The organism is Rathayibacter sp. Leaf296, assembly GCF_001423045.1.
Lineage (GTDB): Bacteria > Actinomycetota > Actinomycetes > Actinomycetales > Microbacteriaceae > Rathayibacter > Rathayibacter caricis.
Genome location: NZ_LMNR01000002.1, coordinates 137,812 through 157,901, shown reverse-complemented (window position 1 = coordinate 157,901; position 20,090 = coordinate 137,812). Strand labels below are relative to the sequence as shown.

Below are 20,090 nucleotides of genomic sequence, written 5' to 3'. Positions count from 1 at the left end.
GAGCACGCAGTTCCCGATCTCCAGGACGGTGCTCCGGCGCCGCGCAACGCGTTCGTGGTGGTGTCCAACCGGCTGCCCGTCGACCGTGTGACGGCCGAGGACGGCACCGCGTCGTGGAAGACGTCCCCCGGAGGCCTGGTGACCGCGCTCGAGCCCGTGATGCGGGCGAACGAGGGCGCCTGGGTGGGCTGGCCGGGAGTCGCCGACGAGGTCGTCGCCCCGTTCGAGAACGACGGCGTGCTGATCGTGCCCGTCGCCCTCAGCGCGCAGGAGCTCGAGGACTACTACGAGGGCTTCTCGAACGACACGCTCTGGCCGCTCTACCACGACGTCATCGCGCCCCCCACCTACCACCGCGACTGGTGGGACGCGTACGTGCGGGTCAACCGGCGCTTCGCTGAGGCCGCCGCCGCGGTGACGGAGGAGAACGGCGTGGTCTGGGTGCAGGACTACCAGCTGCAGCTCGTGCCCAAGATGCTCCGCGAGCTCCGCCCCGACGTCACGATCGGCTTCTTCAACCACATCCCGTTCCCGCCCTACGGGATCTTCGCCCAGCTGCCGTGGCGCAAGCAGATCGTCGAGGGCCTGCTGGGCGCCGACGTCATCGGCTTCCAGCGCCAGGGCGACGCGGGCAGCTTCCTCCGGGCGGTGCGGCGACTGCTCGGCTACGACACCCGCAGCACCGTCGTCGAGGTCCCGGTCGAGGACGAGGCCGCCGGCGGCACCCGGCGCGTCAACCGTTCCCGCCGGGGAGCGAGCGTGCGGCCCGTGGTCGCCCGGCACTTCCCGATCTCGATCGATTCGGCCTTCTTCGAGGAGATGGCCCGCACGCCCGAGATCCAGGCGCGCGCGAAGGAGATCCGCGACGAGCTCGGGAACCCCGAGGTGATCATGCTCGGCGTCGACCGGCTCGACTACACCAAGGGCATCGGCCACCGGCTGAAGGCGTTCGGCGAGCTCCTCGCCGACGGGCGCCTCAGCACCGCCGACGCCGTGCTCGTGCAGGTCGCGAGCCCCAGCCGCGAGCGCGTCGACACCTACCGCCAGCTGCGCGACGACATCGAGCTGCAGGTCGGCCGGATCAACGGCGACTACGGCAGGATCGGGCACCCGGCGATCAGCTACCTCCACCACGGCTACCCCCGCGAGGAGATGGTGGCCCTCTATCTCGCCGCCGATGTGATGCTCGTCACGGCGCTGCGCGACGGGATGAACCTCGTCGCCAAGGAGTACGTCGCCTCGCGCTTCGACAACGACGGCGTGCTGGTGCTGAGCGAGTTCACCGGAGCCGCCGACGAGCTGAAGCAGGCGGTGCAGATCAACCCCCACGACATCTCGGGGCTGAAGGACGCGATGGAGGCCGCCGCACGCATGCCGCGGGCCGAGAAGACGCGGCGGATGAGGGCCCTGCGCCGCCGGGTCCTCGAGAACGACGTCGCGCGCTGGTCCGAGAGCTTCCTCTCGGCGCTCACCGAGCACGCCGCGGGCCAGCAGCTCGACGTGCGGCCGGCGGCGCGCGGCCAGGAGGCCCCCGTCGGGCAGGAGGCCGAGCACCGCGAGGACTCCGAGCGCGGCAAGGAGGCGGAGGCGCGATGAGCACCGTCACCCCCTCGCCCGTCGACCCGCACCTCCCCGGCGTCCCCGACCGCCTCGTCCTCGCTCTGCGCGAGCTGGCGGCGACCGGCCGGCTCCTCGTCGCCCTCGACTTCGACGGCACCCTCGCCCCGGAGGTCGACGACCCGGCGCGCGCCCGAGCCCTGCCCGAGGCGCGCGAGGCCGTGCTGCGCCTCCTGGACCTGCCCGGCACCCGCGTCGCCCTCGTCTCGGGTCGCGCGCTCGAGAGCCTGGAGGAGGTGTCGCAGCTGCCCGACGCGGCCCTGCTCGTCGGCTCCCACGGAGTGGAGATCCGGCTCGACCCCGATGAGGACGCCGTGCGTCTGAACCCCGTCGAACTCGCGAAGGTCGACCGGCTCGAGGGCGTGCTCAAGGGCATCGCCCGCGGGATCGACAACGTCTGGATCGAGGACAAGCCGGCCGGCTTCGCCCTGCACACCCGTCTCGCCACCGACAAGCACAGCAGGGTCGCGCACGTCGTCGCACTCTCTGAGGCGCGCGCCGAGGTCGCGGGCGTCCACGTGCGAGAGGGCAAGAACGTGCTCGAGTTCTCGGTGCGCTCCACGACCAAGGGCGAGGCCGTCGAGCACCTGCGCCGCTACACCGGCGCCACCGCGGTGCTCTACGCGGGCGACGACGTGACCGACGAGGACGCCTTCGCCGTGATGCGGGCGGGCGACGTGGGCGTGAAGAGCGGGCCGGGCACCACCTCCGCGGCGTACCGCGTGCGGGGTCCGGAGCAGGTCGCGCACGTGCTCTCGCTGCTGGCGGAGTTCCGCGGCGCCTCGGCCTGACGAGGAGCGCGATCGGGGCGCCCGGGAGCGCCGGAGCAGGGGCCGCGAGGCGGTAGCCTCGTCACATGCCGGAAATCGATTGGAAGCCTCGTTCGCGCACCGTCACGGACGGCATCGAGGCCACGACGTCCCGCGGGATGCTCCGCGCCGTCGGAATGGGCGACGACGACTGGGAGAAGCCCCAGATCGGGATCGCCTCCTCCTGGAACGAGATCACCCCCTGCAACCTCTCCCTCGAGCGCCTCGCGCGCTCCGCGAAGGAGGGCGTGCACTCGGGCGGCGGGTACCCGCTGCAGTTCGGCACCGTCTCGGTGTCGGACGGCATCTCGATGGGCCACGAGGGCATGCACTTCTCGCTCGTCTCGCGCGAGGTCATCGCCGACTCCGTCGAGACCGTGATGATGGCCGAGCGCCTCGACGGCACCGTCATGCTCGCCGGGTGCGACAAGTCGCTGCCCGGCATGCTGATGGCCGCCGCGCGACTCGACCTCGCCGCCGTCTTCGTCTACGCCGGATCGATAGCCCCGGGCTGGGTCAAGCTCTCGGACGGCACCGAGAAGGACATCACGATCATCGACTCCTTCGAGGCGGTCGGCGGCGTGAAGGCCGGGATCATGTCCGAGGAGGACGCCAAGCGCATCGAGTGCGCCTTCGCCCCGGGCGAGGGCTCGTGCGGCGGCATGTACACCGCGAACACCATGGCCAGCGTCGCCGAGGCGCTCGGGATGAGCCTGCCCGGCTCGGCCTCGCCCGCCGCGGCCGACCGCCGCCGCGACTACTTCGCCCGCAAGTCCGGCGAGGCCGTCGTGGAGCTGCTGCGCAACGGCACCACCGCGCGCGACATCCTGACGAAGGAGGCGTTCGAGAACGCCATCGCCGTCGCGATGGCCTTCGGAGGCTCGACCAACGTCATCCTGCACCTGCTCGCGATCGCCAACGAGGCCGAGGTCGACCTCACGATCGACGACTTCAACCGCATCGGCGACACGATCCCGCACATCGGCGACCTCAAGCCCTTCGGCAAGTACGTCATGAACGACGTCGACCGCCACGGCGGCGTGCCCGCCGTCATGAAGGCGCTGCTGGACGCGGGACTCCTGCACGGCGACTGCCTGACGGTCACCGGCAAGACGGTCGCCGAGAACCTCGCGGCGATGGACATCGCGCCGCTGGACGGCGAGGTCATCCGCACGCTCGACAACCCGATCCACGCGACCGGCGGCCTCACGATCCTCAAGGGCTCGCTCGCCCCCGAGGGCGCGGTCGTCAAGACGGCGGGCTTCGACGCCTCCGTCTTCGAGGGCCCCGCGCGCGTCTTCGAGCGCGAGCGCGCCGCGATGGACGCGCTGACGAACGGCGAGATCGAGAAGGGCGACGTGGTGGTCATCCGCTACGAGGGCCCCAAGGGCGGCCCGGGGATGCGCGAGATGCTCGCCATCACCGCCGCCATCAAGGGCGCGGGCCTCGGAAAAGATGTACTACTCTTGACCGACGGACGATTCTCAGGCGGCACAACCGGCCTGTGCATCGGACACATAGCACCCGAATCGGTGGACGCAGGTCCCATCGCATTCGTGCGCGATGGGGACCCGATTCGGGTCGACATCGCCGCTCGCTCGATCGACCTACTTGTCGACGACTCCGAGCTCGCCGCCCGCCGAGAAGGCTGGGCCCCCCTTCCTCCGCGCTACACCCGCGGTGTCCTCGCCAAGTACGCCAAGCTCGTGCGCTCGGCGGCCGTGGGCGCCACCACCGGGTGACCCCGGCCCGCTCCCGCCGGCCGCGCACTCGCGCCTCCCGCGTCCAGGACCTCGCGGTCCCGGGCCCGCCGCCGCACTCCCTCTCGAAGGAAACGACACCCGCATGACCCCGGACCCGTCCGCCGTGCATCCCGCACCCACGCCCCAGCCACCCCGCCCCGCCGCGTCCGCAGCGGCCCCGGCCCCCGCGGTCGAGACCCTCACCGGAGCGCAGGCGGTCGTCCGCTCGCTCGAGATGCTCGGGATCGAGGACGTCTTCGGCCTGCCCGGCGGCGCGATCCTCCCGGTCTACGACCCGCTGATGGACTCGTCGAAGATCCGCCACATCCTGGTCCGCCACGAGCAGGGCGCCGGCCACGCCGCCGAGGGCTACGCCTCGGCGACCGGCAAGCTCGGCGTCTGCATCGCGACATCCGGCCCCGGAGCGACGAACCTCGTCACGGCGATCGCGGACGCCTACATGGACTCCGTCCCGATGCTCGCGATCACCGGTCAGGTCTTCTCGACGCTGATGGGCACCGACGCCTTCCAGGAGGCGGACATCGTCGGCATCACCATGCCGATCACGAAGCACTCGATCCTGGTCACGCGACCCGAGGACATCCCGCAGGCGCTCGCCTCCGCCGCCCTCATCGCCACGACCGGCCGTCCCGGCCCTGTGCTCGTCGACATCACGAAGGACGCGCAGCAGAACGAGGCGCCGTTCCTCTGGCCGCCGAAGATCGACCTGCCCGGCTACCGCCCGGTCACCAAGGCGCACGGCAAGCAGATCCAGGCCGCGGCGCAGCTGCTGGCCGAGTCGAAGAAGCCGGTGCTGTACGTGGGCGGCGGCATCATCCGCGCCCGCGCCTCGGCCGAGCTCCTCGCGTTCGCCGAGACGTCCGGCGCCCCGGTGGTCACCACGCTGATGGCCCGCGGCGCGTTCCCGGACTCGCACGAGCAGCACCTCGGCATGCCCGGCATGCACGGCACCGTCCCCGCGGTGCTGGCGCTGCAGGAGGCCGACCTGATCCTCGCGCTCGGCTCGCGCTTCGACGACCGCGTGACCGGCAAGGCGGCGCTCTTCGCCCCGCACGCGAAGGTCGTGCACGTCGACATCGACCCCGCCGAGATCTCCAAGATCCGCACCGCCGACGTGCCGATCGTGGGCGACCTCAAGGACGTGCTGCCCGACCTCACCGACGCCTATGCCAAGGTGATCGACGGCGGCGCTCCCGACACCTCCGAGTGGTGGTCCTACCTCCAGGGCCTCCAGGAGGAGTTCCCGCTCGGCTACACGGAGCCGGCCGACGGCCAGCTCTCTCCGCAGTACGTGATCAAGCGCATCGGCGAGATCACCGGCCCCGAGGGCGTCTTCGCCTCCGGCGTCGGCCAGCACCAGATGTGGGCGGCTCAGTTCATCAAGTACGAGCGCCCCAACTCGTGGCTGAACTCGGGCGGCGCCGGCACCATGGGCTACTCCGTCCCGGCCGCCATGGGCGCCAAGGTCGGCGAGCCCGACCGTGTCGTGTGGGCGATCGACGGCGACGGCTGCTTCCAGATGACCAATCAGGAGCTCGCCACCTGCACGATCAACGACATCCCGATCAAGGTCGCGGTGATCAACAACTCCTCGCTCGGCATGGTGCGGCAGTGGCAGACCCTCTTCTACGAGGGCCGCTACTCCAACACCGACCTCAACACCGGACACGACACCGTGCGGGTGCCCGACTTCGTGAAGCTGGCCGACGCGTACGGCGCGCTCGGCATCCGGGTCACGAAGCCCGAGGAGATCGACGACGCGATCCGCCTCGCGATCGCGACGAACGACCGCCCCGTGGTCATCGACTTCGTGGTCAGCCGCGACTCGATGGTGTGGCCGATGGTGCCCCAGGGCGTCTCGAACAGCTACGTCCAGTACGCCAGAGACCACAGCCCGACCTGGGACGACGAGGAGTAGACCGCATGACGCACCACGTTCTCTCCCTGCTCGTCGAGGACAAGCCGGGACTGCTCACCCGTGTCGCCGGGCTCTTCGCCCGCCGCGGCTTCAACATCGAGTCCCTCGCCGTGGGCCCGACCGAGCTCGACGGACTGTCGCGCATCACGGTCGCCGTCGACGTCGAGGACCTCCCGCTCGAGCAGGTCACGAAGCAGCTCAACAAGCTCGTCAACGTGATCAAGATCGTCGAGCTCGACCCCGACCAGTCGGTGCACCGCGAGCACCTGCTCGTGAAGGTGCGCGTCGACAACGTCACCCGCTCGCAGGTGCTCGAGGCCGTGAATCTCTTCCGCGCCCGCGTGGTCGACGTCGCGACCGACGCCCTCGTCATCGAGGTGACGGGCGACTCCGGGAAGACCAACGCCTTCCTCCGCGTCATCGAGCCCTACGGCATCAAGGAGATCGCGCAGTCGGGCCTGCTCGCCATCGGGCGCGGCTCGAAGTCGATCACCGAGCGCGTCTTCAAGAACTGACCGCGACCACTCCTCAACAGAAAAGGACACACCACGTGACCGAGCTCATCTACGACACCGACGCCGATCTCTCGATCATCCAGGCCAAGAAGGTCGCCATCGTCGGCTACGGCTCGCAGGGCCACGCCCACGCGCAGAACCTCCGCGACTCCGGCGTCCAGGTCGTCATCGCGCTCAAGGACGGGTCGAAGTCGACCGCCAAGGCCGAGGACGACGGCTTCGAGGTCAAGAGCGTCGCCGACGCCGCCGACTGGGCCGACCTGATCATGATCCTCGCGCCGGACCAGCACCAGCGCGCGATCTACAGCGAGCAGATCGCCGACAAGCTGACCGAGGGCAAGACGCTCGCCTTCGCGCACGGCTTCAACATCCGCTTCGGCTACATCGAGGCCCCCGCGGGCGTCGACGTGATCCTGATCGCGCCGAAGGCCCCCGGCCACACCGTGCGCCGCGAGTTCGTCGCCGGCCGCGGCATCCCCGACATCATCGCCGTCGAGAACGATGCGACCGGCACCGCCTGGGAGACCGCGAAGTCGTACGCGAAGGCCATCGGAGGAACCCGCGCGGGCGTCATCAAGACGACCTTCACCGAGGAGACCGAGACCGACCTGTTCGGTGAGCAGGCCGTGCTCTGCGGCGGCACCTCGCAGCTCGTCCAGTACGGCTTCGAGACCCTCGTCGAGGCGGGCTACCAGCCCGAGATCGCCTACTTCGAGGTGCTCCACGAGCTCAAGCTGATCGTCGACCTGATGTGGGAGGGCGGCATCGCCAAGCAGCGCTGGTCGGTCTCCGACACGGCCGAGTACGGCGACTACGTGTCGGGCCCCCGCGTCATCGACCCCAGCGTCAAGGCGAACATGCAGGCGGTCCTCGGCGACATCCAGAGCGGCGCGTTCGCGAAGCGCTTCATCGCCGACCAGGACGCCGGAGCGCCCGAGTTCCAGGAGCTGCGCGCCAAGGGCGAGCAGCACCCGATCGAGGCGACCGGCCGCGAGCTGCGCAAGCTCTTCGCCTGGAAGCAGACCGACACGGACTACACCGACGGCAGCGTCGCCCGCTGACGCACTGACGTCTGACGGACCGAGGGAACCCCGGACCGTCGAAGGAACCCGCTCCAGCGGGATCCCTCGACGGGTCGGGGTTCCCTCGCGTCCGGGGCTCCCTCGGGGCGGCGGGTAGCGTGGGGCGGATGGAGCGACGGGCGCGGCGGCTGCGGCAGTGGGACGAGAGGGCGGCGGCGATCCGGGACGGGCTGTCGTACGGGGTCTCGGCGGGGGTCGTGCTGTGCGGGCTCGCGGGAGCGGGTCTCGCGGCGGCGCTCGCGCTGCTGTCCGGCGGGATCCTGGAGTCGTCTCCGCCGCTGCTGCGCACCCTCGCCGCTCTGCCGCTCGCGCTCATCGCGGCGACGACGCTGGTCGTGACGGCGTCGCAGCTCCGTCGGCACTCCGACCGTGCTGCGCGGCGGTTCACGGCGGCGGCGTGGCCCGTGCCGGCGGACTTCGACCGGAGCGACCTGCAGGGGACCGCGATCTGCCGTTCGACGTGCGTCTGCCCGAGGACGCTCTGACTCCGGCGGACCTCGCGAGCATCCTCAGCCCGTCGGCCGCCGAGCGCGCCGAGGCGCGGACGCGGAGCGCCGCGGCCGGCCTCTGGAAGCGCTCGGTGCTGGTCGCCCTGCTCTCGATCGCGGGCGTCGCCACGGCGGGCGCCGGCCTGCTCCTGCTGTTCGCGACCCTCCTCATCAGCGGAGAGGAGCGGTTCGTCCTCGCGGCCGCCGTGCTCGCCGCCGCCGGGGCCGGGGCGGGCATCGGATCCTCCCAGGCGAACGCCGTGCCGATCGCCCTCGCGCGCGTCGGCGACGCGCAGCTGGCGCGGAGCCGTCGCCTGCTCGTCGAGCTGTGGCCGGGGGACCTCGAGGAGGGGCCGCTGTCGGTCCGCGGGGGAGTGGCCGCGATCGACCGGCGTGCTCTGCCCGGAGCATCACGGAGGGCGGCGCCGGCGAGCCCCGCCGCCGGACGGGCGGCTCCGATCGTGATGCTGGCCGCCGTGCTGCTCCCGGTGCTGGTGCTGCCACTGCTGAGCTGACGGGCCCTAGCTCCCGGCCTCCCGCGCGAGGCGGCGCAGGCCGCCCTTCGGTGGCACGCGCACCGGTTCCGGCCAGCGGGGCGCCAGGTGGTCGCCGAGGGTGACGCGCCGGATCTTCCGGCCGACCAGGGGGAGCACCCAGTCCGTCGTCCAGCGCTGCTGGTCGCGCAGCCACTCGAGGGGAGTGAGCGGCTCGGGCGGATCCCACGGTCCGTCCGAGATCGAGTGCGGCACTCCGAGGGTGTCGAGCACGCGCGCGGCGAGGTAGCGGTGGCCGCGCTGGGAGAGGTGCATCCGATCGGGCGACCACATCATCGGCTCGCGGAACGCCTGCATCCGCCAGTAGTCGACGAGGACCGCGCCGCGCTCGCGGGCGATGCGGCGCACCGCGCTGTTGTAGATCCGATTGCGGCGCACGAACATCCGCGGCGCCGGCAGTCCGGGGATGTCGAAGCCCGTGAAGAGCACGAGCACCGCGCCGGTGGTGGCGAGGTCGTCGACGAGGCGTTCGTACCGCCGGACCAGCACCTCCATGTCGGTGCCGAGGTCGAGGATGTCGTTGCCGCCGGCGTAGAGGGTCACGAGCGTGGGCCGCAGCGCGAGAGCGGGCTCGAGCTGCTCGTCGCGGATCTGCGCGAGGCGCTTGGAGCGGATGGCGAGGTTCGCGTACTCCCAGCCCGGCTCGGCCTTCGCGAGACGGTCGGCGACGCGGTCGGCCCAGCCCCTGACTCCGTTGGGCAGTCGCGGATGCGGATCGCCGACGCCCTCGGTGAAGGAGTCGCCGATCGCGACGTAGCGCCGCTCGCCGGCCGCCGCAGTGCGTTCCCCCATCCGGGGAGGATCGCGGGTGGGGGAGACCGGGCGGTGGCGAGCAGGTGTCCGAGCGGTGACCCCTCACTCCGAGCCGCCTGGGAGCCGGGCGCGGTTAGGGTGTCGGGGTGATCGATGCCAGGGACGACGACGCGCTCAGCTGGGCGGGCGAGGACGAGGACCCGACGCTCGCGGCGGGGCCGGGGACGACGCGGCGGCGTCCGCCCCGCGCGGTCCGCTCGGCGCCCCAGGAGCGACCGGCGCTCGAGGACGAGACCGAGGAGCCGCTCCCGGAGGAGCTGCGCGAGGACGAGCCGGAGGAGGACGGGACGTCCGAGCTCGACGCCGCGGCCGCCTCCTCCGTGCTTCTGATCGCGACCGGGGTCACCGCCGGCGTCTACCTGCTGTACACGATCGCGTGGATGATCTCGGCCACCCGACAGAACGCCGCGATCGCGGCCACCTTCGCCGGCGATGCGGTCGGCGGGGCGCTCTACGGCCTCGGGCTGTGGCTCGCCGTCGCCGCTCCCGTCGCCTGGTTCACCGCGACGCTGCTCGGCACGCGGGACGCCCGGGTGCGCACCCGCGTGCTCTGGCTGGTCGCGGGACTCGTGCTGCTCGCTCCGCTGCCGTTCCTGAAGGGGGCGTGAGGATGAGCGACGAGACCGCCACGAAGGCCACCCTGGGCGGCCGGCGCGAGGGCCGGGGGAAGCGCTTCGCGCTCTCGGTGCTGATCGCCGTGCTGTTCGGGGCCCTGTTCGCGTGGGACGTGTGGGAGGCGATCGGCAACCTCGTGGGCATCCGCGCCTACGCCGCGGGGCTGAACACCGATCTCAACGCGACCGGATGGACGGTGCTGCTGCTCGGGCTCGCGCTGCCCGTGGTGTGCTTCGCCGTCGCGCTGCTGCTCGGACGGCGCCGAGGAGTCGCCGCGCGGGCGGGACTCCTGGTCGCGGCGCTCTGCCTCTCGGCCGTGCTCTCGCTCGACGTGCAGCAGGTCTTCGGCTTCGCGAGCCTCGTCTCGCTGGGCTGAGCGGACCGTCGTCACCGCGGGGAGTGCGACGTCATACGGCCGAGCCCGGTGGTGGGGCTCCGCTACAGTGGCGGGGGCTCCCGCGACGCCCGCGTCCGGTGCCCGCACCGTCCCCTCCCCGAAGGAAGCGCACTCGTGACAAAGCCGGTCGTCCTGATCGCCGAAGAACTCTCGCCCGCCACCGTCGACGCCCTCGGTCCCGACTTCGAGATCCGCTCCGTGGACGGCACCGACCGCCCGGCGCTGCTCGAGGCGCTCGGCACCGCCGACGCGATCCTCGTCCGCTCGGCGACTCAGGTCGACGCCGAGGCCATCGCCGCCGCGCCCTCGCTCAAGGTGATCGCGCGCGCGGGAGTGGGTCTCGACAACGTCGACATCACCGCCGCGACCGCCGCCGGTGTCATGGTCGTCAACGCGCCGACCTCCAACATCATCTCGGCCGCCGAGCTGACCGTGGGCCACATCCTGAGCCTCGCCCGCCACATCCCGGCGGCGCACAGCGCGCTCGCGCAGGGCCTGTGGAAGCGGTCGAAGTACACCGGCACCGAGCTCTACGAGAAGACCGTCGGCATCATCGGCCTCGGCCGCATCGGCGCGCTCATCACCGCGCGCCTGCAGGCGTTCGGAGTCGACGTCGTCGCGTACGACCCCTACGTGACGAGCGCCCGCGCGCAGCAGCTCGGAGTGACGCTCCTGCCGCTCGAGGAGCTCCTGGCGAAGAGCGACTTCATCACCATCCACATGCCGCGCACCCCCGAGACCACGGGGATGATCTCGGACGAGCAGCTCGCGCTGATGAAGCCCACCGCGTACATCGTGAACGTGGCGCGCGGCGGCCTCATCGACGAGGACGCCCTGCACCGCGCCCTGGTCGCCAACACGATCGCCGGCGCCGGACTCGACGTGTTCGTGAAGGAGCCGCCGGCCGGCTCGCCGCTGCTCGCCCTCGAGAACGTGGTCGTCACTCCGCACCTCGGAGCGTCGACCGACGAGGCGCAGGAGAAGGCGGGCGTCTCGGTCGCCAAGTCGGTGCGCCTCGCGCTCTCGGGCGAGCTCGTGCCGGACGCGGTCAACGTCGCCGGCGGCGTGATCGACGAGTACGTGCGCCCCGGCATCCCGCTGGTCGAGAAGCTCGGCCAGGTCTTCGCGGGCCTGGCGCACTCGCCCGTCACCTCCATCGACGTCGAGGTGCGCGGCGAGCTCGCCGCGTACGACGTCAAGGTGCTCAAGCTCGCGGCGCTCAAGGGCGTCTTCACCAACGTCGTGTCCGAGACGGTCTCCTACGTGAACGCGCCCGTCCTCGCCGAGCAGCGCGGCATCGAGGTGCGCCTGATCACCGACGGCGTCTCGGACGAGTACCGCAACCTGATCACGCTGCGCGGCGCCCTCTCGGACGGCTCGCAGATCTCGGTCTCGGGCACGCTCACCGGCACCAAGCAGGTCGAGAAGCTCGTCGCCGTCAACGGCTACGACGTCGAGGTGCCGATCGCGAAGCACCACGTCGTGATGAGCTACGTCGACCGCCCGGGGATCGTCGCGGTCTACGGGCGCGAGTTCGGCGAGGCCTCCGTCAACATCGCGGGGATGCAGATCGCGCGCACCGAGGCGGGCGGCAAGGCCCTCTCGGTGATCACCATCGACTCGCCGGCGCCGGCGGGCCTGCTCGAGAAGGTCCGCGTCGCCATCGACGCCGACATCATGCAGGAGATCGACATCACGGAGCAGTAGCCCCGTCGCGAGCACGACCCGAGCCCGTCCCGCGCACCGTCGCGGGGCGGGCTCCGTCGTCGGCGCGGTGCCGGTGCGCTCAGTCGCCGCGCGGGGCCAGGAGGCGGTCGATGACCGCGAGGACGTCCTCGGCCTCGCCGCGCGACTGCTGGCCCGTGGGCAGCAGGGCGGAGTTGTAGTAGAGGCCGTCGCTCATCAGGACGATCGCACGGGCGACCAGCGGATCGCCGACGGCCTCGACGACGACGTCGTTCCAGCTGTCGTGGATCCGGGCGAGGGCGGTGCTCGCACGCTCGTCGTGGCCCTGCGCGATGCGCGAGACGGCGAGGATCGTGCGGTCGAAGGGGGTGTCGGCGGCGAACGAGGTGCGGATCAGGTACGGGACCACGCCCTCGTCGGACGTGCGGATGCGATCGATGTCCTCGGCGAGGCGCTCGTCGAGCCGCGCGACGAGTCCGTCGACCAGCGCGTCCTTCGAAGGGAAGTGGTAGAGCAGGCCGCCCTTGGAGACTCCGGCCGCGCGGGCGACGGCGTCGAGGGTGGCCGCGCGCTCGCCCTGCTCGTTCAGCAGCTCCTCGAACGCGTCGAGGACGCGGTCGCGGGCGGGGGAGGCGGGAGGCATGCGCCCCATCCTACGGTCGGCCTTGCGCTACTGTACCGGCTGGACGGTATACTCCTCGAGTCGCCCGCTGCGCACCGTCCGGTGCCGGCGCGACGTCGATCCGAGAGAGAGCACCACCGTGTCCGCCCGCACCGCCCCCGTCACCGTTCCCCCCACCTCCGCCGCGCCCGCCGAGGACCGCGTCGGCCGCCGCGCCTGGTTCGCCCTCGCGGTGCTGATGCTGCCGGTGCTGCTGGTCTCGGTCGACAACACGGTGCTCAACTTCGCGCTGCCGCTGATCGCCGAGGACCTCGGGCCGACGGGCACCGAGCTGCTCTGGATCGTCGACGCGTACCCGCTGGTCCTCGCGGGCCTCCTCGTGGCGATGGGCAGCCTGGGCGACAGGGTCGGCCGGCGGAAGCTTCTCGTGATCGGCGCGATCGGCTTCGCCGTCGTCTCGATCGCCGCGGCGTTCGCTCCGACGGCCGGCGCGCTCATCGCGGCCCGCGCGGCGCTGGGCCTCTTCGGCGCGACGCTCATGCCCTCGACGCTGTCGCTCCTGCGCAGCCTGTTCCCGAACCGCGACCAGCGCCGGCTCGCGATCGCGATCTGGGCGACCGGGTTCGCGGTGGGCTCCGCGGTCGGTCCGCTCGTCGGCGGGGTGCTGCTCGAGAGCTTCCCCTGGGGCTCGGTGTTCCTGCTCGCGGTGCCCGTGCTGCTGCCGCTGGTCGTGCTCGCGCCGATCCTGGTGCCGGAGTCGCGCGACCCGCAGCCGGGACCCGTGGACGTCGTCAGCATCCTGCTCTCGCTCGCGACGATGGCGCCGATCGTCTACGCGGTGAAGTCCGTGGCCGAGCACGGCGTCGACGCGGTCGCCGTGACCGCCCTCGTCGTCGGCGTGGTCAGCGGCGTGCTCTTCGTGCGGCGCCAGCAGCGGCGCGCGGTGCCGATGCTCGACCTCTCGCTCTTCCGCCGCGGCTCGTTCAGCGCGGCCATCGTGGTGAACCTCCTCAGCGTGGTGGCGCTCGTCGGCGGACTCTTCTTCGTCTCGCAGCACCTGCAGCTGGTCGTGGGGCTCTCGCCGCTGCAGGCCGGGCTCGTGCTCGTGCCGGGGCTCGCGGTGATGATCCTGGCGGGGCTCGGCGTCGTTCCCGTCGCGCGCCGCATCACTCCGCGGCTCGTCGTGCCCGCCGGACTCGTGGTGTCGGCGGTCGGCTACGCGCTGCTGGCGATCGGCAGCGGGGCGGAGGGAGGCGCGACGGCGCTGACCGTCGCCGTCGCGTTCGCGTTCCTCGGCCTGGGCATCGGTGCGGCCGAGACGGTGTCGAACGAGCTCGTGCTCGCGAACGCGCCGGCCGACAAGGCGGGGGCCGCCTCGGCGGTGTCCGAGACGGCGTACGAGCTGGGCGCGGTGCTGGGCACGGCGACGCTGGGCACGGTGCTGACGTCGGCGTACCGCAGCGGAGTCGTGCTGCCCGCCGGGCTCGACGCCGATCAGGTGCAGCGCGCGGGGGAGACCCTGGGCGGAGCGGTCGCGGTGGCGGGCGAGCTGCCCGCCGACTCCGCCGCGAGCCTGCTGGCCTCGGCCGGCGCCGCGTTCGACGCCGGAGTGGGCTGGTCGGCCTGGATCGGCGTCGGCCTGGTGCTGCTCGCGGCGGTCGTCGCGGCCTGGCGGCTGCGGCGCAGCTGAGCGGCCCGAGAGTACGCTGGGACCGTCTCTGCCCCGCACTGCTCGCGCACTGCCCCCGCACGCCTGAGGATGCCCCATGCCCCGCACCGTGAAGCTCGCCGTCATCCCCGGAGACGGGATCGGACCGGAGGTGATCGCCGAGGCCGTGAAGGTCCTCGATGCCGTCACCGCCGACTCCGACCTGGTGATCGAGAAGACGCCGTTCTCGCTCGGGGCGGCCCGGTTCCTCGAGACCGGCGACGTGCTCACCGACGAGGACCTCGCGGCGATCGCGGCGCACGACGCGATCCTCCTGGGCGCCGTCGGCGGCGTGCCCGGCGACCCGCGCCTGAAGGACGCGAACATCGAGCGCGGCCTGCTGCTGCGCCTGCGGTTCGCCCTCGACCACTACGTGAACCTGCGGCCGACGCGGGTGTACCCGGGCGTCCCGTCGCCGCTGTCCGCGCCGGGCGACGTCGACTTCGTGGTCGTCCGCGAGGGCACCGAGGGCCCGTACGTCGGCAACGGCGGAGCGATCCGGCAGGGCACCCCGCACGAGATCGCGAACGAGGTGTCGGTGAACACCGCCTACGGGGTGGAGCGGGTGGTGCGCCACGCGTTCGAGCTGGCCCGCAAGCGCCGCTCGAAGCTCACCTTCGTGCACAAGACCAACGTGCTCGTCTTCTCCGGATCGCTGTGGAAGCGCCTCGTCGACGAGGTGGGGGCCACCTACGAGGACGTGGCCGTCGATTACCTCCACGTGGACGCCGCCACGATCTTCCTCGTGACCGACCCTGCTAGGTTCGACGTCATCGTCACCGACAACCTCTTCGGCGACATCCTCACCGATCTGGCCGGCGCGATCAGCGGCGGCATCGGCCTCGCCGCCTCGGGCAACATCAACCCCGACGGCGCGTTCCCCAGCATGTTCGAGCCGGTCCACGGATCCGCGCCCGACATCGCCGGGAAGCAGCTCGCCGATCCGACCGCCGCGATCCTCTCGGTGGCCCTGCTGCTGGACCACCTGGGCCGGCCCGACGAGGCCGCCCGCGTGACTGCCGCGGTCACCGCCGACATCGAGTCCCGCGACGGCTCCGCCCGCGCCACCTCGGCGATCGGCGACGCCGTCGTCGCCCGGCTGAGCTGACCCGGCCCCTCCTCCCGACGCTTCCGACGAAAGACACCGAGATGACCATCCCCCTCCCGCTCGCCCCCCAGGACCTCGCCTTCCAGGTGACTCCGAACCCCGAGCCGCGCTCGATCGAGGAGCGCGACCGGATCCTGGCCGACCCCGGCTTCGGCGTCTACTTCACCGACCACATGGTCGACATCTGCTGGTCGCGCACCGGCGGCTGGCACCGCCCGCGCGTGCAGCCCTACGGCCCGATCGCGCTCGACCCGGCCGCGGCGGTCCTGCACTACGCGCAGGAGATCTTCGAGGGGATGAAGGCCTACCGCCACGCGGACGGCTCCGTCTGGACGTTCCGCCCCGAGGCGAACGCCGCGCGCCTGCAGCGCTCGGCCCGCCGTCTGGCGCTGCCCGAGCTGCCGACGGAGCACTTCATCGAGTCGCTCCGCCGGCTGATCGCCGTCGACGGCGACTGGGTGCCCTCAGAGCCCGAGACGAGCCTGTACCTGCGGCCCTTCATGTTCGCGAAGGAGGCGTTCCTGGGGGTCCGCGCGGCCGAGAAGGTCGGCTACTACGTGATCGCGAGCCCCGCCGGCGCCTACTTCTCGGGCGGCGTCGCTCCGGTGTCGATCTGGCTGTCGACCTCGTACGCCCGCGCGGGCAAGGGCGGCACGGGAGCGGCCAAGACCGGCGGCAACTACGCCTCGTCGCTCCTGCCGCAGCAGGAGGCCTACGAGCACGGCTGCGCGCAGGTGCTGTTCCTCGACTCGCAGGAGTCGCAGTACATCGAGGAGCTCGGCGGCATGAACGTGGTGCTGGTCAAGAAGGACGGCACGCTCGTCACTCCGGAGTCGGACTCGATCCTCGAGGGCATCACGCGCGACAGCGTGCTGCAGCTCGCCGAGGACCGCGGCCACCGCGTCGAGCGGCGCCGCGTGAGCATCGACGAGTGGCGCGACGGAGTGGCGTCGGGCGAGGTCGTGGAGGTGTTCGCGTGCGGGACCGCCGCGGTCATCACTCCGATCGCCGAGCTCAAGGGCGAGGGCTTCTCGGTCGGGCACGCGGACGCGCCCGCCGGCGAGCTCACGATGTCGCTGCGGGAGGAGCTGACCGGCATCCAGTACGGACGCCGCGAGGACCGGCACGGATGGATGACGAGGTTGGACGCATGAAGATCGCACGATTCGCCACGCAGCGCTCGGGGGACAACGGGGGAGCGATCCACTTCGGGATCGTCGACGAGGACGACCTCGTCGTGCTCGCCGGGGACCCCATGTTCGCGGGCTTCGACACGACGGGGGAGCGCATCCCGATCTCGGAGGCGAAGCTCCTCGCCCCGGTGATCCCGCGCTCGAAGGTCGTCGGCATCGGCAAGAACTACTCGGACCACGCGGCCGAGATGGGCGGCGACGCTCCGGCCGAGCCGCTGATGTTCCTCAAGCCCAACACCTCGGTGATCGGGCCGGACGAGGCGATCGTGCTGCCCGAGGACAGCCAGCAGGTGGACTACGAGGGCGAGCTCGCGGTCGTGATCGGCGCCGTCGCGCGGAACGTGCGCGCGGAGGACTACGAGGACGTCGTCTTCGGCTACACGATCGCCAACGACGTCACCGCTCGCGACCTGCAGAAGAGCGACGGCCAGTGGGCGCGCGCGAAGGGCTACGACACGTTCTGCCCGATCGGGCCGGTCATCGAGACGGAGTTCGTCTGGAACGAGGCGGCGCTGGAGACGCGCGTGAACGGACGCCGCGTGCAGTCCGGGAACACGGGCGACATGATCCACGGGGTGCCCGAGATCATCGCCTACGTGTCGCGGGTGTTCACGCTGCTGCCGGGGGACATCATCCTCACCGGGACGCCCGCCGGGATCGGGCCGATCGCGAACGGCGATGCCGTGGCGATCGACATCGAGGGCATCGGGACGCTGTTCAATCCGGTGATCGTCCGGGGCTGATCGCGCGACGGTCGGGAAGGGCCTTCCCCCTGCGGGTGGGAGGCCCTTCCGCGTGTCCGGGCGAGTCAGTCGGCGGTGGTCGGGCCGGTCGTCTCGTCGGGGAGCTCGTCGTCGTCGGCGACGGAGTCGCCTCCGCTGTCGAGGTCGGTGACCTGGTCGGAGGTGCCGCGGTCGATCGCGGTGCCGCCGGGAGCGGCTCCCGCCATCGAGGCGTCGGTCGCGTCCTCGCCGGGCAGGGTGGTCTGCGCCCCGTCGACGGCGGTCGGGTCGGCACCCGCGGTCGAGCCCGCTCCGGTGGTCTGCTCGGGGAGGTCCTCGTTCGCCATGGTGGCTCCTTTCCAGTCGGTGATCCAGCTCAGCACCGGCAGCGACGCCGACGCAGGACGTTGACAAACGCGGCGGGGGAGCGTCCGGCGCGTCGGGGTGAGGGTTCCGTGGGAGCGCTTCACCGTGCTCCCCCGAGCTGTCAAGCGGAGTCGCTCGAAGAGGTGTTCGACGTAGCGTCGAAGACATGAACACGTCCCGGAACGACCCCGTCGCACGCATCGCCCGAGAGGACTTCGGCTGGACGTCGCTCCTGCCGGGGCAGCGCGAGGCGATCGAATCGGCGGCCTCCGGACGCGACACCCTGCTGGTCCTCGCGACCGGCGGCGGCAAGTCCGCGGTGTACCAGATCGCGGGAGCAGAGCGGGGCGGAGTGGTCCTCGTGGTCTCCCCGCTGGTCGCGCTCCAGGCCGATCAGCTCGCCTCGATCGAGGCGGCTCCGGCGGCACCCCCGGCCGTCGCGGTCAACTCCTCGCTGGGCGCCGCGGCAGTCGCCCGCGCCTGGGAGCGGATCGACGAGGGCGGTCCGCTGTACGTGCTCCTCGCGCCGGAGCAGCTGGCGAAGGCCGAGAACGTGGCGCGGCTCGCGAAGGCGGGTGTCTCGCTGCTGGTCGTCGACGAGGCGCACTGCGTCTCGAGCTGGGGGCACGACTTCCGGCCCGACTACCTGCGTCTCGCGGACGTCCGCGGCGAGCTGGGCGATCCTCCGGTGCTCGCGATGACGGCGACGGCCTCGGGCCCGGTGCGCGCCGAGATCATCGAGCGACTGCGCATGACCGACCCCGAGGTGCAGGTCCACGGCGTGGACCGGCCCGAGATCCGGCTCGTCGTGCACCGCCACGAGAGCGAGAACGAGAAGCGCGCGGCCGTCGTCGAGGAGGCGCGCAGCTGGACGGCTCCGGGGCTCGTCTACGTCGCGACGCGCAAGGAGACCGAGACGTACGCCGCGGAGATCGGCGCGGAGGGCCGCACGGTCGCGGCGTACCACGCGGGGCTCAAGGTGTCGGAGCGCCGCGAGGTGCACGAGCGCTGGCGTTCGGGAGAGCTCGACGTCGTCGTGGCCACCTCGGCGTTCGGCATGGGGATCGATCGGGCCGACGTGCGCTTCGTGCTGCACGCGACGACGACGGAGTCGCTCGATGCGTACTACCAGGAGATCGGACGCGCGGGGCGCGACGGCGAGCCCGCGACGGGGGCGCTGCACTACCGCGCCGAGGACCTCGGGCTCCGCCGCTTCTTCACCAAGCGCTCGATCGACAAGGCGGCGCTGCGGGTGATCTGGGCCGCGGTCACCGCGGAGCCCGGCCGGACGATCGCGGAGCTCGCGGACGAGCTCGGGAAGCCGGCCCGGACGCTCTCCCGACTCGTCAACGACCTCGCCGACGCCGACCTGATCGAGACCGGGAAGGGCGTCCGCCCGACCCGCGAGGCGAGCGCCGACGACGCCGTGCAGGCGGTGGCCGATGCCGTCGCCTCCCGCGAGCGGATCGCGGAGTCGCGGCTGTCGATGATGCGCGCGTACGCCGAGACGCAGCAGTGCCGGCGCCGCGTGCTGCTGGACTACTTCGGCGTCGAGGGCCCGGAGTGGTGCGGCAACTGCGACGGCTGCGAGCGGCACGAAGCGCAGCAGGAGGCGGCCTCGACGGCGCCGGCCGACGCTCCGCTCTCGGTCGACGAGTCGGTCGAGCACCGCGAGTGGGGCACCGGCACGGTCATGAGCGTGGAGTCGGACCGGGCGACGATCTTCTTCGAGTCGGAGGGCTACAAGGTGCTGTCGTTCCAGGCGCTCGAGTCGGGCGTGCTGCGCGAGCGCGAGGACGTCTCCGTCTGATCGCTCCGGGAACGGGGAGAGGCCCCTCGCGCACCGCCGAACGGCGGGCGCGAGGGGCCTCTCGCGTGGCGGGTCAGACGTTCGAGACGGCCGAGCTCACCGCGGTGGGGGCGTCGTAATCGCCCTCGGGGATCGCGCGCAGAGCGTCGAGGACGTCGCTGGGAGCGTTCTCCTTCTCTGCGGTCTCGACGATCGTGTCCTTCGAGGCGGGGTAGTCGATTCCCGAGAGGTACTTCTGGATCTGGATCGGGTTGGGTGCGTCCATGGTGCTGTCCTTTCGTCGCCGTGCGGGTGGTGGCGCCGG

Annotated in this window: 20 protein-coding genes; 16 read left to right on the top strand and 4 right to left on the bottom strand. The window is 71.9% G+C overall.

From position 1 onward, the window contains the following. Window positions 1-60 precede the first annotated feature (60 nt). From ASF46_RS11030 to ASF46_RS10995, 8 genes are all read left to right on the top strand, one after another. Window positions 61-1,596, top strand: coding sequence for an alpha,alpha-trehalose-phosphate synthase (UDP-forming) (locus ASF46_RS11030; RefSeq protein WP_055793923.1), 1,536 nt, complete (start codon window positions 61-63; stop codon window positions 1,594-1,596). Beyond that, the gene (gene otsB, locus ASF46_RS11025) at window positions 1,593-2,408 is read left to right on the top strand and encodes a trehalose-phosphatase (protein WP_056867669.1); all 816 of its coding nucleotides are present in this window, start codon (window positions 1,593-1,595) and stop codon (window positions 2,406-2,408) included. Before ASF46_RS11030 ends, otsB begins: the two co-directional genes overlap by 4 nt. Before the next feature lie 65 nt (window positions 2,409-2,473). Next, complete coding sequence (gene ilvD / locus ASF46_RS11020) at window positions 2,474-4,168, top strand: dihydroxy-acid dehydratase (RefSeq protein WP_056867668.1); 1,695 nt, start codon at window positions 2,474-2,476, stop codon at window positions 4,166-4,168. A 103-nt stretch (window positions 4,169-4,271) separates the two neighbouring features. Further along, on the top strand, window positions 4,272-6,107 hold the full coding sequence (locus tag ASF46_RS11015) for an acetolactate synthase large subunit (RefSeq protein WP_056867667.1): 1,836 nt from the start codon (window positions 4,272-4,274) through the stop codon (window positions 6,105-6,107). A 5-nt stretch (window positions 6,108-6,112) separates the two neighbouring features. Next, a complete protein-coding gene (gene ilvN, locus ASF46_RS11010) occupies window positions 6,113-6,622 on the top strand; it encodes an acetolactate synthase small subunit (RefSeq protein WP_055793566.1) in 510 nt (169 codons plus the stop codon). A gap of 35 nt (window positions 6,623-6,657) precedes the next feature. Then, the gene (gene ilvC / locus ASF46_RS11005; protein WP_056867666.1) at window positions 6,658-7,683 is read left to right on the top strand and encodes a ketol-acid reductoisomerase; all 1,026 of its coding nucleotides are present in this window, start codon (window positions 6,658-6,660) and stop codon (window positions 7,681-7,683) included. A 128-nt stretch (window positions 7,684-7,811) separates the two neighbouring features. After that, window positions 7,812-8,189: a hypothetical protein gene (locus ASF46_RS11000; protein WP_056867665.1), complete on the top strand. Its 378-nt coding sequence runs from the start codon at window positions 7,812-7,814 to the stop codon at window positions 8,187-8,189. Then, window positions 8,165-8,707, top strand: a complete 543-nt coding sequence (locus ASF46_RS10995; RefSeq protein ID WP_056867664.1) for a hypothetical protein — start codon at window positions 8,165-8,167, stop codon at window positions 8,705-8,707. The genes ASF46_RS11000 and ASF46_RS10995 overlap by 25 nt, the downstream gene beginning before the upstream one ends. Window positions 8,708-8,713: 6 nt before the next feature. Here the strand turns inward: ASF46_RS10995 and ASF46_RS10990 are convergent, their stop codons facing one another. After that, complete coding sequence (locus ASF46_RS10990) at window positions 8,714-9,538, bottom strand: SGNH/GDSL hydrolase family protein (protein WP_056867663.1); 825 nt, start codon at window positions 9,536-9,538, stop codon at window positions 8,714-8,716. Window positions 9,539-9,645: 107 nt separating this feature from the next. Here ASF46_RS10990 and ASF46_RS10985 point away from each other — a divergent pair, with 107 nt between their 5' ends. From ASF46_RS10985 to serA, 3 genes are all read left to right on the top strand, one after another. Continuing rightward, the gene (locus ASF46_RS10985) at window positions 9,646-10,167 is read left to right on the top strand and encodes a hypothetical protein (RefSeq protein WP_056867662.1); all 522 of its coding nucleotides are present in this window, start codon (window positions 9,646-9,648) and stop codon (window positions 10,165-10,167) included. Between the two features lie 2 nt (window positions 10,168-10,169). Beyond that, window positions 10,170-10,550: a hypothetical protein gene (locus ASF46_RS19150; protein ID WP_056867661.1), complete on the top strand. Its 381-nt coding sequence runs from the start codon at window positions 10,170-10,172 to the stop codon at window positions 10,548-10,550. Window positions 10,551-10,685: 135 nt separating this feature from the next. After that, entirely contained in the window at window positions 10,686-12,278 is a 1,593-nt protein-coding gene (gene serA / locus ASF46_RS10975) for a phosphoglycerate dehydrogenase (RefSeq protein ID WP_056867660.1), read from the top strand. Window positions 12,279-12,357: 79 nt separating this feature from the next. Here the strand turns inward: serA and ASF46_RS10970 are convergent, their stop codons facing one another. Then, window positions 12,358-12,900: a TetR/AcrR family transcriptional regulator gene (locus ASF46_RS10970; RefSeq protein ID WP_056867659.1), complete on the bottom strand. Its 543-nt coding sequence runs from the start codon at window positions 12,898-12,900 to the stop codon at window positions 12,358-12,360. A 118-nt stretch (window positions 12,901-13,018) separates the two neighbouring features. On the opposite strand from ASF46_RS10970, the gene ASF46_RS10965 reads away from it, so the two are divergent. The 4 genes from ASF46_RS10965 (at window position 13,019) to ASF46_RS10950 (ending at window position 17,631) form a co-directional block, all read left to right on the top strand. Then, window positions 13,019-14,569, top strand: coding sequence for an MFS transporter (locus ASF46_RS10965; RefSeq protein WP_056867658.1), 1,551 nt, complete (start codon window positions 13,019-13,021; stop codon window positions 14,567-14,569). Window positions 14,570-14,645: 76 nt separating this feature from the next. Continuing rightward, window positions 14,646-15,695 carry a 3-isopropylmalate dehydrogenase gene (locus tag ASF46_RS10960; RefSeq protein ID WP_056867657.1) on the top strand — a complete coding sequence of 350 codons (1,050 nt, stop codon included), beginning with the start codon at window positions 14,646-14,648 and terminating at the stop codon, window positions 15,693-15,695. Between the two features lie 41 nt (window positions 15,696-15,736). Next, complete coding sequence (locus tag ASF46_RS10955) at window positions 15,737-16,849, top strand: branched-chain amino acid aminotransferase (protein WP_056867656.1); 1,113 nt, start codon at window positions 15,737-15,739, stop codon at window positions 16,847-16,849. Then, complete coding sequence (locus tag ASF46_RS10950; protein WP_055793545.1) at window positions 16,846-17,631, top strand: fumarylacetoacetate hydrolase family protein; 786 nt, start codon at window positions 16,846-16,848, stop codon at window positions 17,629-17,631. Before ASF46_RS10955 ends, ASF46_RS10950 begins: the two co-directional genes overlap by 4 nt. Window positions 17,632-17,696: 65 nt before the next feature. On the opposite strand, the gene ASF46_RS10945 is transcribed toward ASF46_RS10950, so the two are convergent. Continuing rightward, complete coding sequence (locus ASF46_RS10945) at window positions 17,697-17,957, bottom strand: hypothetical protein (RefSeq protein ID WP_056867655.1); 261 nt, start codon at window positions 17,955-17,957, stop codon at window positions 17,697-17,699. A gap of 185 nt (window positions 17,958-18,142) precedes the next feature. On the opposite strand from ASF46_RS10945, the gene ASF46_RS10940 reads away from it, so the two are divergent. Beyond that, a complete protein-coding gene (locus tag ASF46_RS10940) occupies window positions 18,143-19,786 on the top strand; it encodes a RecQ family ATP-dependent DNA helicase (protein WP_056867654.1) in 1,644 nt (547 codons plus the stop codon). A 73-nt stretch (window positions 19,787-19,859) separates the two neighbouring features. Here ASF46_RS10940 and ASF46_RS10935 read toward each other — a convergent pair whose 3' ends face one another. Then, window positions 19,860-20,051, bottom strand: coding sequence for a DUF2795 domain-containing protein (locus ASF46_RS10935; protein ID WP_055793540.1), 192 nt, complete (start codon window positions 20,049-20,051; stop codon window positions 19,860-19,862). Between the last annotated feature and the right edge of the window lie 39 nt (window positions 20,052-20,090).

Bases quoted from the DNA above. Each gene is read 5' to 3' on its own strand.
- otsB (WP_056867669.1), top strand. From the start codon at position 1,593: ATGAGCACCGTCACCCCCTCGCCCGTCGACCCGCACCTCCCCGGCGTC.
- ilvD (WP_056867668.1), top strand. From the start codon at position 2,474: ATGCCGGAAATCGATTGGAAGCCTCGTTCGCGCACCGTCACGGACGGC.
- ASF46_RS11015 (WP_056867667.1), top strand. From the start codon at position 4,272: ATGACCCCGGACCCGTCCGCCGTGCATCCCGCACCCACGCCCCAGCCA.
- ilvN (WP_055793566.1), top strand. From the start codon at position 6,113: ATGACGCACCACGTTCTCTCCCTGCTCGTCGAGGACAAGCCGGGACTG.
- ASF46_RS11000 (WP_056867665.1), top strand. From the start codon at position 7,812: ATGGAGCGACGGGCGCGGCGGCTGCGGCAGTGGGACGAGAGGGCGGCG.
- ASF46_RS10990 (WP_056867663.1), bottom strand. From the start codon at position 9,538: ATGGGGGAACGCACTGCGGCGGCCGGCGAGCGGCGCTACGTCGCGATC.
- ASF46_RS19150 (WP_056867661.1), top strand. From the start codon at position 10,170: ATGAGCGACGAGACCGCCACGAAGGCCACCCTGGGCGGCCGGCGCGAG.
- ASF46_RS10970 (WP_056867659.1), bottom strand. From the start codon at position 12,900: ATGCCTCCCGCCTCCCCCGCCCGCGACCGCGTCCTCGACGCGTTCGAG.
- ASF46_RS10960 (WP_056867657.1), top strand. From the start codon at position 14,646: ATGCCCCGCACCGTGAAGCTCGCCGTCATCCCCGGAGACGGGATCGGA.
- ASF46_RS10955 (WP_056867656.1), top strand. From the start codon at position 15,737: ATGACCATCCCCCTCCCGCTCGCCCCCCAGGACCTCGCCTTCCAGGTG.
- ASF46_RS10950 (WP_055793545.1), top strand. From the start codon at position 16,846: ATGAAGATCGCACGATTCGCCACGCAGCGCTCGGGGGACAACGGGGGA.
- ASF46_RS10945 (WP_056867655.1), bottom strand. From the start codon at position 17,957: ATGGCGAACGAGGACCTCCCCGAGCAGACCACCGGAGCGGGCTCGACC.
- ASF46_RS10940 (WP_056867654.1), top strand. From the start codon at position 18,143: ATGAACACGTCCCGGAACGACCCCGTCGCACGCATCGCCCGAGAGGAC.
- ASF46_RS10935 (WP_055793540.1), bottom strand. From the start codon at position 20,051: ATGGACGCACCCAACCCGATCCAGATCCAGAAGTACCTCTCGGGAATC.